The organism is Pseudomonas sp. H11T01 (assembly GCF_048515765.1).
Classification (GTDB): domain Bacteria; phylum Pseudomonadota; class Gammaproteobacteria; order Pseudomonadales; family Pseudomonadaceae; genus Aquipseudomonas.
The window spans coordinates 55,702-65,999 of sequence record NZ_JBLYED010000037.1; the positions used below are offsets into that span (position 1 = coordinate 55,702).

The following is a 10,298-nucleotide window of genomic DNA, read 5'->3' on the forward strand; positions in this document are numbered from 1 at the left end:
GACCATGCATATCCTATTCATTCTCAAGGACTTCAAGCCGGGTGGTGGCGTCGAATGCGTCCAGCAACGCCTGGCCGAGCAATTTCTCAAGGATGGCCAGCGTGTCAGTTTTTTCGTCATGAACGGCGATACTCCGGACGCCGAAGGTGCTGAAATCCTCAACGGCGGCGGCAGTGGAATTGTCGGTCTGCTCAAGTCCATCGTGCTTCTGCGCCAGATCATTCGCGGCGATGGGGTGACCCACCTCATCGCCGCCAAGGAACAAGCCAACCTCTGCACCTGGTTTGCCACCTTGGGTAGCCCCTGCAAGGTCATCTATAGCCGCCACGCGGCACTGGATTGTGGCGAGCAGAAGATCGGCTCCACCAGCCTGCGCTTGCTCTACGCGTTGTACCTCTGCGGTAACGGTAAGGTGGTGACGGTTTCCAATGGCCTGCGCCTGTCCCTCGCCGAATTGATGCCCTGGGGTCGTCAGCGCATCCGCTATTGCCCCAACGCGGTCGTCACCGAACAACTGCTCAGTGCCGCACAGGCGCCTTTGCCCACCGGTTTGCCAATCGAGTACTGGTTAGGTGTGGGCCGGCTGGTGGAGCCGAAGGGTTTCCACCTGCTGCTCGACGCCTACGCCATGGCATTGCTCAGCGATGCGCTGCCAGATCTGGTGATCGCCGGCGACGGCCCGCAGCTCAAAGCGCTGACCTCGCAGGCACGCCGCCTGGGCATCGAGAGCCGTGTGCATTTCACCGGTTATCTGAGTAACCCCTACCCGCTGATCAGGCATGCACGACTGCTCATCCTGAGCTCTTTCCATGAAGGCCTGCCGACGGTACTGATTGAGGCCCTGGCGCTGGGTACGCCAGTGTTGGCCTGCGACTGCGAAACCGGGCCCAGGGAACTACTTGATAACGGCCGCCTCGGCCACCTGGTCAAAGTCAACGATGTACCGGCGCTGGCCGAAGGGATGCTGCACAGCCTGGTCGTGAACGGCCAGGCTGCGCAAAGCGAACACGTTGTCGCTGATACGGTCCGCCAGTACACCAGTCAGTATGCCGCGCAGGCGTACTACCAGGTATGGAACCAATGAAAAAGCTGCTGATCATTCTGCATGACTTGAGCGCGGGCGGGGCCGAAAAGATGATGGCGCGCCTCGCCGGTGCGCTGGCTGACGCGGGCAACGACGTTACCTTACTGATGCTCACCGGCGGAGGTGTACATTCAGCGAGCCTCGACCCGCGGGTCAAACAGGTCGAATTGCACAGTGCGCGCAGCTCGAGTGCGGTGCCGGCACTGGCACGCTTTCTTCGCAACAATCGCTTTGACGCGCAACTGGCCGCCCTCACCCATGTCAACGTGGTGGCCATCGCCGCTGCCACGCTGTCAGGTACCCTGACGCACCTGCACGTCAGTGAGCGCAACGCGTTTTCCTACGACAAACACGTCAACCCGGCGTTGAGGGTGCGGGTAGCCTACTGGTTGGCGCCGCTGCTGTATCGGCTCATCCCCAACCCGGTGATCTGCGTCTCGCGCGGCGTCGCCCAAGACTTGGTCGATACCACCGTTACGCGCCGGCAGGACGTCACCATCGCCGACAATCCGGTACTCGACAACGACTTTCGCGACAAGACGCCGGGACCTCCAAGCCACCGCTGGCTGCTGGAAAAATCCACCCCGGTGATTGTCGCTGTGGGTCGCCTGGCTCGGCAAAAAGGCTTTGACATATTGATCGCTGCATTCGCCCAGTTACCCGATCTCAGTGTGCGATTGATCATTTTCGGCGAAGGCGCGCTCAGGGACCAGTTGCTCGAGCAGGCACTCGCCCTGGGCGTGGCCGATCGGTTCGATCTGCCGGGCTATGCCAGTGATCCATTGGCGGAAGTGGCAGCGGCCAATTGCTTTGTGCTGTCGTCGCGTTTCGAGGGCAGTCCCAACGCGCTGGTCGAAGCCATGTCTACGGGCACTCCGGTGGTGTCGACCTGCTGTCCCTATGGCCCGCAAGACATTCTCGACGATGGCGCGGTCGCCCCACTGGTGGCCGTCGAAGACCCAGCCGCACTGGCGCAAGCCATCACTCTGGAGCTGACTTTGCCGCGTGATTCACACCGCCAGGCCCGCATCGATGCTGCTGCCCGCTTCGTAAGTGCCTGTGCGGCGAAAACCTATCTTGCCGCGTTGTTTGGGAGCCAACCGTCATGAAAACACTGGAAGTCAGGTATACCACTCTGCGCGACGCGTTCACTCTGTTCGGTGTGCTGTTCTACATCCAGGTGATCACATTTTTTCTCGGGCTGGGTGATGTGTCGAATCTGAACGTCGCCGAAAAAGACCTCGAAGGCAACGTCATCAACCAGATCTGCGGCCTGATCACCCTGTTGGTACCGCTGTTCTTTTTCATCCGCGACAAGGTCTTCATCAGCAAAAGCTTTTACCAGAACAACTTCTTTCTGCTGGTGTTCATGCTCTGCCTGGCAGTATCGATCAGTTGGTCCTACGACCCGATGTTAAGCTTCAAGCGTTTTATGGCGATGATCAGCGTGGTCTTTTTCGCAGGCTTCATCGCCTACAACTACAGCCTTGAGAAAATCACCTTCATGCTCGGCTGTGCCATCGGTGTCGCGGCGTTGATCGGGCTGATATTCGCAGTCATCATGCCCAGCGTCGCGTTCATTTCCGGCGGTATTCGCGACGGTGCGTTCAAAGGGATCTACCCGGAGAAAAATGCCGGCGCACGGATCAACGCGATCGCCATCCTGTTATTGCTGCCGATGATCCACCAGCGCAACCCCTGGGCGATGATCTGCTCGTTTTTCTCGATGGTCGCCATTCTGCTCGCCCAGTCTGCCACAGGGATCGCGCTGCTTATTGCCGGTACGGTGAGCTACTGGTACTTCCTCACACTGATCCGCTTGCGCATCAACCGTTCGCTGGCGGCGTTCTTCGGTACCACGATCATCTACTTGTTGATCTGCCTGTTGCTATACGGCAACTACACCCTGTTGCTGGGGCTAGTCGGTCGTGACCCGTCACTCACCGACCGCACGCTAATCTGGGACATGCTCACACCGATGATCGATGCCGAGTTCATCAAGGGTTACGGCTTTGGCGCCTTCTGGTCCAGCCGCAGCGCCGAGCCATTCATTACCCGCTGGAACTACATCGGAAACGCCCACAGCGGCTACATGGAGACCCTGCTCAACGGCGGCGTCGTACAGCTAACGGCGCTGATCCTCATGCTTGTCGAAGTGCTGATCAAACAATATCGGGCCGTGACGGCTGACCAATCGGCACAGTTTCGCGCCAGCTCATTGGTGATCATCGGTTTGTTCATCGTCACCAACTATGTGGCCTACGTGATTCCCAACTACCGCTCTGCGGAGTTTTTGGTGTTCTGCACCCTGGCCCTGTCATTCAGGCGCCATCACGCTGAACGTCCTGACCTGGCACCGGGAACATTGGCGGAGAAAAGCACGTGTTAAACGACGCCTCCCAATCACCTGGTTCGGTGTGTGTAGTCATTCCGATGTACAACGCCGCAGCCACTATTCAAAAGACGCTGGAGTCGCTGAGCCATCAAACCCGACTGCCCGATAACGTTATCGTTATCGACGATGGTTCCAGCGACCCTGGTCCGCAAATTGTCCAGAACTATGCCGCCCCCTTCCCCCTGACGCTATTGCAGCAGGCCAATGAGGGGCCGGCCAGTGCGCGGAACAAGGGCATCTTGCGTGCCGAAGAAACCTTTATTGCATTCCTCGATGCCGATGACCAATGGCATCCGCAAAAGCTGGAAAAGCAGTTGGCGCTCTATGCCGAACTCTCTCGCCTGGGGCACCCGGTCGGGCTCATAGATTGCTACCAGTTGAGCGAGTTCAGCGACGGAACCCGGCAGCTGGAAGATCGACGCAAGGGCGGCAAGCACTTCGACGACTTCATCCACGCCAACGTCGTCAACGGTACGTCCGGCGTGCTGGTGGTGCGCGAGATAATTGTGGCCCTGGGCGGTTTCGATCCCTCCATTCACTTTGCCGAAGACCGCTTGCTATGGACCCGGATCGCCGAGCACTGGGAGATTCACACGGTGCCGCAGGTACTGCTGAAGCGCGGGGTAGACCGCGGCAACATCACAGCGCAACCGCTCAAGTACTACCCGCACAAAGTCAAATTCATCGAGCTGTACCTCGCACGCTACGGTGCAGTGCTGACCAGGCAGCAACGTATCCACTTCGTGCTGGCCAACCACGTCGAATTCCTCAATGCGTTTTCCAGACTCGGCGCACATGCGCAGGTGATCATGGTATTCAGGCGTATGCTTGAGCACTCCTGGCAAGCGCTCATTTTCCTCAATGGCAAACCGACCCTGCGCTATCTCTATGCGCGCCTGAAAACATTGCGCAAGGCACCCTGAGTCGACTACAGCCCATGGACCGCAAAGCCCCATTATTTCTCGGATCCACCAATGGCCAATCATCGTGTTGTTACATTGCTCTGGATCGTCACCGAGAAATTCGGCCTGATCGTCCTGTCGATGATCACCTTTATCGCTTATGCCAGGCTTCTGTCGCCGGCGGAGCTGGGTGTGGGTACGGTGATTATCGCCATCGTCGAGGTGATCGGCGTCATCTACTCGTCAGTGCTGGAAGACCCGCTGGTACGGCTGGAGCGCCTGGAAGACAAGCATATTTCCACGGCCTTCTGGGCCGCGGTGCTCGTCAGCCTGGTCTCCATCGTCGTCATATCGATCGGGGCGATGCTGTATACGACTTCCCCGGCGCTTCAATGGATGACTGCGGCTGCCTCGGTGAAAATCCTCTTCACCATGATGGCGCGTGTTTATGTGGTGCAAATGCGCCGCAGTGGCAACTTCAAGATGCTGGCTTCGCGCACGCTACTGGGCAAGGTGGTCGGTGGCGTTGGTGGTATCGCCGTCGCGCTCTGGGGTTTCGGCGCATGGGCGGTGATCGCTCAGGCGCTGATCATGGAGTTCGTGTCCATCGTTGTGTTGATGCGCGCAGAGCGACGCCCAATTGCCTTTAACATTGACGGCCCCATCCTGCGTGAACTGTTGGCGGCCGGTATACCTCTGGCCATCAACGTGGTGAGCTCTCAAACGCTTCAGCGCGGCGTCACCGTGGTACTCGGCATCACCGCCGGCACCACCGCCGTCGGCATGTTCAATATGGCGATGCGCATCATCGATTTGCCTCGCACGGCGATCTATAACGGCCTCATGAGTTATGCGCTGCCGGTGTTCGCCCGGCGCAGCACAGATCCGACGCGGTTAATCGGGATCATCTGCGATTCGACTGCGGTCAGTGGTTTCCTGATCACGCCAATATTCGTCGGCATCGCGGTAACGGCCGAGGACATCATCCTTTTGATATTTGGCGCCAAGTGGGCAGAAGCCATTCCCATGCTGCAAGTGCTTGCATGCACCGCGGCCATCGGCAACACCGCGATGTATGCCACGACAGCGCTGGTGGCGGTCAACTGCACCCGCCTCACCCTCAAGGCTGAAGTGGCAACCACCCTGCTGGCGCTGGCGCTGGTCTACGGCCTGGGCCACCTCTATGGAGGCATGGCAGCTGCCCTGGCTTTGCTGGCGCGGATGGTGATTATCACGCCACTGCAGATCCGGGGGCTGAACACTGCAATAGGTTACCGCTGGCGATCGTTCTTCGAATCCAATTATCGCAGCGTGATCGCCTCGCTCGTCATGGCCGCGGCGGTGGTGCTTGCTTCTTCGCACCTGGGTTTGCAGGGCTATCTACACCTGGCCTGCAGCATCGGTATCGGTACGGTGACCTATGCACTGGCCTACAGCGTGTTGCACCCACGGTGGCCGCAAGAATTCAAGTCGGTGTTCACCGCCCGCTGAATTCAGTGCCGCAAAGCCTCCCTCAGTGAATTCGAGACGACCCAGTCTCCCCAAACAACATTCCTTGCGCCCAGACCGCATTCCCCACCTCGTGCAATCCCCTTGTGCCAGGAACACCTCATCATGCGCAAAACCACGCTGATTACTGGCGGGGCCGGTTACATCGGCTCCCATACCACCCTGACCCTCATTGACGCCGGCCAACGCGTGCTGGTGCTCGATAATCTGTGTAACAGCTGCCGAGAGTCGCTCACGCGTTTGGAGCGACTGACCCATACTCGGGTCGACTTCATCGAAGGCGATGTTCGCAATACGAACTTGCTCGACGATATTTTCAGCCACTACGACATTGATACCGTGGTGCATTTTGCCAGCTTCAAATCCGTGGAGGAAAGCGTTCGAAAACCGTTGGAGTATTACGCCAACAATGTTGTCGGCACGCTCAATCTATGCCAGGCCATGGCCCGCTCTGAAGTATTCAAACTGGTGTTCAGCTCGTCGGCCACCGTCTATGGCGAACCCACACAGATACCGATAGTCGAAGACTTGCCCACCGGCAAACCGATCAATCCATACGGTCGCACCAAGCTCATAATCGAAGAATTGCTCACCGACCTGTCCGTGTCCGATTCACGCTGGAGCATCGCTCTATTACGCTACTTCAACCCGATTGGTGCTCACGAAAGCGGGCTGATCGGGGAAGACCCTAACGGCAGACCCAACAACCTGCTGCCTTGCCTGACGCAGGTCGCGATTGGCCGGATGGCTGAACTCACGGTGTTCGGCAGCGACTATCCCACCATCGACGGTACGTGTGTGCGCGACTATATCCATGTGGTCGACCTTGCCCATGGCCATCTCAAAGCGCTGCAGATGTTGCAGAGCAGTAACGGCATCCATATCTGGAACCTGGGAACAGGCATTGGCTACAGCGTTCTGCAGATGATCCGCAGCTTCGAGGACGTTACCGGTATTACCATCCCCTACCGATTCGCCCCGCGCCGCGTCGGCGATATCGCCGAATGCTGGGCCGACCCCACCAAGGCCGGGCGTGATCTGGGCTGGTGTGCACAGCGCGACCTGGTGCAGATGATCGCCGACACCTGGCGATGGCAGTCGTGTAATCCGCATGGATACCGGTCCCGACCCGAATTACTGGCATCGATCGCGGTGAAGTAATGGGTGTGAGCAATGACCTTCAAACTCCCCGGTTCTCCATTGCACTCTCCATTGCGCTCTCCATTGCACACCAGGGAACACACATGCTCAGGAGTTTTCTGCTGCTGGCCCTATTGGCATCGGTTGCCAGTTACGCGCTGGGAGCCACCCCTCATCCGCTCGCCACCGGCCTGGTACTGTGGCTCGACGCTGCCGACGCGTCGACAATGAAGCTCGATGCCCAGAACCGTCTCCCGTTGTGGCACGACAAGTCCGGCAAGTCCAACGACGTTACAGTCGACGATGCTGCAGGCGCCTCGCTCCCGCAACGCGTGGCAAACGCGATGAATGGCCATTCGGTGGTGCGTTTCGGTGGCGCTTCGGGGTTCCTTGGCAAGACGATACGCGCTGCAAAAGGCCCCGTTACCGTATTGATCGTGTCACGCCGACTGACCGATCAAGCCGGCGGCAAGGCCTGGCAGCGCCTGTTCAGCTCGCGCCCGCAGATCGCCGATAACGACAACGTGGCACCGAATTTCGGCATTAGCGTGCAACAGACCACAGCCTACGAACCGACCATTTCCTTCCTGGAACTCAACGATGTGCCCATAGGCCCGTACGCGGTGGGGCGAAACGTGGTCGGCAGCTCCGAACACCTGCGCGGCGATATCGCGGAAGTACTGGTGTACGACCGTCCTTTAGTCTCCCAAGAGGAACGGCAGCGCGTGTTTCAGTACCTGGCGGACAAATGGGCCGTCGCCATCCCCACGCTTGCTAATTCCTGGACCCGAATTGGCCCGCTGGGCACGCCACCGAAACAGACCAACGTCAATCTGCCGCTGTCCGATCAGGCCAATGTCGGCCAATGGATTCTGGACACGAAATTTTCCGACGACTTCAATGGCGCGGCCCTTAACGCCAAACGCTGGCACGTCAATGATGGCTCGGGCAGCGATTCGCTCGGTCGTAAACCGGCGCTGTTCACACCGAACAATGCCACCGTCAGCAATGGCAACCTGAACATCGTTTTCCGTAAGGAAACCTTGCCGGAAAAGTACGTTCGTCCAGGTTACAAGGACTATACCTCGGCGATGGTCCGCACTATCGAGCGCAGTTCTTACGGGTACTACGAGGCACGCGCCAAACCCATGAACTCGGCAGGTTCCAGCGCGTTTTGGCTGGCGTGGACGGGGCTTGCCGACAACGCCACCGAAATCGACATATTCGAAATCGGCGGCAAGACCAAAAACGCAGCCTTCGATCACCTGTACAACATGAACACCCACGTATGGGCCACGCCACAAAGTACTGAGCATTTGCGCGATGGCAGCAGCTGGGTCAGCCCATGGCGCCTGGCAAGCGCATTCCATGTCTACGGCTTTGACTGGCAGCCTGACACCCTGCGCTGGTACGTCGATGGCGTACTGGTACGCGAAGCGAAGAACACCCACTGGTTCTTCCCGATGCAGATCAACTTTGACAGCGAGGCCATGTGGGATTGGTTCGGCATTGTCGACGACGCCGACCTGCCCTCCACCTTCCGTGTCGATTACATCAAGGTGTGGCGAGGCGGTAGATAGCCTGACCTGAAGACGGAGGCCTCCGGCAGATCGGCACGCCTGGCAAACGAGCCGATTCAATCGCAAGGCTTGCCCGGGAGATTCTGGAAGAGAGGGTGCTGTCCAGGCAGGGCATTAAGTCGGCCCGGCTTCAATCAATGTCTGAGCTCGAGTTTTCTACCTGTCAGCAGACCGCTAAAGTGGGTCAGGAGTAAATGTTCGATCACGCTCAGCCAATGCTTTGTTACGGGTAATTCATACCAAATGCGGGTCACATTGCCCATTACAGGGCCCATGGAAAGTTGAGATGTGACGTAATCCACGGGGCAGCCTCAACCAATCCCCAATTGATCAGAAGGCAGATGATGACGAAGACAATCAAGAATCTGCGGGTGGTCCAATTATCCATCTAACCCTCCTCGCTGCAGCAACTGACCTTATTGTTAGTCAAGTGTGTCGCACCGTACGATGAGTGCCACACGGCTGAAGTTTCTCGGGGCCATACCGGAAAACGCAGCAGAGAGAGTAGTCGGCTTGTGGGAATCCAAACCTTGATGGACACCAATGCAATATTGGCGCCAGCGATCGGGTTGGTCTCTTTACGATCGTATTGAAATGGTTTTGCATGTACTTCGAAGTTCCTCGCCCAAGCCCTCCGGACAATACAGCGGAGCGCGGGCTTGGGCGCAAAAAAAAAGAACAGGTCAATACAGAGGGCGCAGCAATGAACGACACGAGGATTTCCGATCAAGCCATAGCATGTCTGAACCTGGCGCTTGAACGTAACAAACAGCTTTTCACCGAAGCACATAGCTTGAGTTGCGCAGCCCTTGATCTTCTCGATCGCCCCTACATTGACGCGGAAATTTTCACGCAGTACCAAGAGCAGAGACGATATGCCGATCGTAAATATCGTGAAGCCATCGAGCACTTGCGATCAATCATGACTGAGTCCTCCTTCTCCCCCTCCTCAGCGGAGATTCCAATCTATGAGCCGCCGGTTTCGATTGAGGGGTAACGACAAAAATTGAGTGCGGCAGCTCAGTCCGGATCAATAAGCAGGTCAGCGTCATCTGGGCCTAATGCCGGTTCCAGATCCTGTGCCCTGTTCCGCTCGTGGGCTTCGCGCCTTTTGGCTTCGCTGCTCTTCCAGGCGATCCCTAGCACACGAAAGATCAATCAGCTCTCTGGCCTTCGCCAATCCCCACTCCATAGCCTGAGTCATCGTTTCGCCAAGGCGCGAGTCGAAGCTCTCTTCAAACAGCATCGTGCCTTCTTTGTCGTAAATTCCGAAAAATAGCTGGGTAACTCCAGCCTTTGAGAGTCGGACCTGAACGTTTATCAGCGTCCCGTCGCTCAACCGAGAGTCATGCGTCCGGCTATGCAGTTCGGGATCTGCCCAATCCCAGTATTTTTGGCCGCGGTTACGCATTTTTTTCTCCCCTACTACTGGCAAGTATGAATCACCACGGGCCAATGACCACTGCAATAGAGCGGTTTGAGAAAATTCTCAGCAGTGAAACACCCAACCATTCCCTTCCCTTCAAAAGTCAGCGGTCCATCAACAAAAAGCCCGGCTCAATGCAGATTGTGTGAAAACCTAGCAATCTGCTCTCCGGTTCAAGAAAATGCCCGCATCGCAAGATGCGGGCATTTTTCTTATGCGCTATATCCAAGGTGAAGATCGCTGCCAGGGGGCACTGTTTCCA

The 10,298-nt window shown here is 57.6% G+C and carries 9 protein-coding genes; 8 read left to right on the forward strand and 1 reads right to left on the reverse strand.

The features are described from left to right. Positions 1–4 precede the first annotated feature (4 nt). The 8 genes from ACN1C3_RS30460 to ACN1C3_RS30495 all read left to right on the forward strand — a co-directional run bounded on the left by ACN1C3_RS30460 (position 5) and on the right by ACN1C3_RS30495 (position 9,607). Complete coding sequence (locus ACN1C3_RS30460; protein WP_419119430.1) at positions 5–1,084, forward strand: glycosyltransferase; 1,080 nt, start codon at positions 5–7, stop codon at positions 1,082–1,084. Then, positions 1,081–2,193: a glycosyltransferase gene (locus tag ACN1C3_RS30465; protein WP_419119431.1), complete on the forward strand. Its 1,113-nt coding sequence runs from the start codon at positions 1,081–1,083 to the stop codon at positions 2,191–2,193. The genes ACN1C3_RS30460 and ACN1C3_RS30465 overlap by 4 nt, the downstream gene beginning before the upstream one ends. Continuing rightward, positions 2,190–3,473, forward strand: a complete 1,284-nt coding sequence (locus tag ACN1C3_RS30470) for an O-antigen ligase family protein (protein WP_419119432.1) — start codon at positions 2,190–2,192, stop codon at positions 3,471–3,473. Before ACN1C3_RS30465 ends, ACN1C3_RS30470 begins: the two co-directional genes overlap by 4 nt. After that, positions 3,467–4,402, forward strand: a complete 936-nt coding sequence (locus ACN1C3_RS30475) for a glycosyltransferase family 2 protein (protein WP_419119433.1) — start codon at positions 3,467–3,469, stop codon at positions 4,400–4,402. The genes ACN1C3_RS30470 and ACN1C3_RS30475 overlap by 7 nt, the downstream gene beginning before the upstream one ends. Before the next feature lie 51 nt (positions 4,403–4,453). Beyond that, on the forward strand, positions 4,454–5,872 hold the full coding sequence (locus tag ACN1C3_RS30480; RefSeq protein ID WP_419119434.1) for an oligosaccharide flippase family protein: 1,419 nt from the start codon (positions 4,454–4,456) through the stop codon (positions 5,870–5,872). A gap of 123 nt (positions 5,873–5,995) precedes the next feature. Continuing rightward, the gene (gene galE, locus ACN1C3_RS30485; RefSeq protein WP_419119435.1) at positions 5,996–7,051 is read left to right on the forward strand and encodes a UDP-glucose 4-epimerase GalE; all 1,056 of its coding nucleotides are present in this window, start codon (positions 5,996–5,998) and stop codon (positions 7,049–7,051) included. A gap of 83 nt (positions 7,052–7,134) precedes the next feature. Beyond that, complete coding sequence (locus tag ACN1C3_RS30490) at positions 7,135–8,610, forward strand: family 16 glycosylhydrolase (protein WP_419119436.1); 1,476 nt, start codon at positions 7,135–7,137, stop codon at positions 8,608–8,610. A gap of 604 nt (positions 8,611–9,214) precedes the next feature. Next, complete coding sequence (locus tag ACN1C3_RS30495) at positions 9,215–9,607, forward strand: hypothetical protein (RefSeq protein WP_419119437.1); 393 nt, start codon at positions 9,215–9,217, stop codon at positions 9,605–9,607. A gap of 51 nt (positions 9,608–9,658) precedes the next feature. Here ACN1C3_RS30495 and ACN1C3_RS30500 read toward each other — a convergent pair whose 3' ends face one another. Then, complete coding sequence (locus ACN1C3_RS30500) at positions 9,659–10,021, reverse strand: hypothetical protein (RefSeq protein ID WP_419119438.1); 363 nt, start codon at positions 10,019–10,021, stop codon at positions 9,659–9,661. Positions 10,022–10,298 lie beyond the last annotated feature (277 nt).

Coding starts and splice junctions, on each gene's coding strand:
- galE (WP_419119435.1), top strand. CDS start 5,996: ATGCGCAAAACCACGCTGATTACTGGCGGGGCCGGTTACATCGGCTCC.
- ACN1C3_RS30500 (WP_419119438.1), bottom strand. CDS start 10,021: ATGCGTAACCGCGGCCAAAAATACTGGGATTGGGCAGATCCCGAACTG.
- ACN1C3_RS30480 (WP_419119434.1), top strand. CDS start 4,454: ATGGCCAATCATCGTGTTGTTACATTGCTCTGGATCGTCACCGAGAAA.
- ACN1C3_RS30470 (WP_419119432.1), top strand. CDS start 2,190: ATGAAAACACTGGAAGTCAGGTATACCACTCTGCGCGACGCGTTCACT.
- ACN1C3_RS30465 (WP_419119431.1), top strand. CDS start 1,081: ATGAAAAAGCTGCTGATCATTCTGCATGACTTGAGCGCGGGCGGGGCC.
- ACN1C3_RS30460 (WP_419119430.1), top strand. CDS start 5: ATGCATATCCTATTCATTCTCAAGGACTTCAAGCCGGGTGGTGGCGTC.
- ACN1C3_RS30490 (WP_419119436.1), top strand. CDS start 7,135: ATGCTCAGGAGTTTTCTGCTGCTGGCCCTATTGGCATCGGTTGCCAGT.
- ACN1C3_RS30495 (WP_419119437.1), top strand. CDS start 9,215: ATGTACTTCGAAGTTCCTCGCCCAAGCCCTCCGGACAATACAGCGGAG.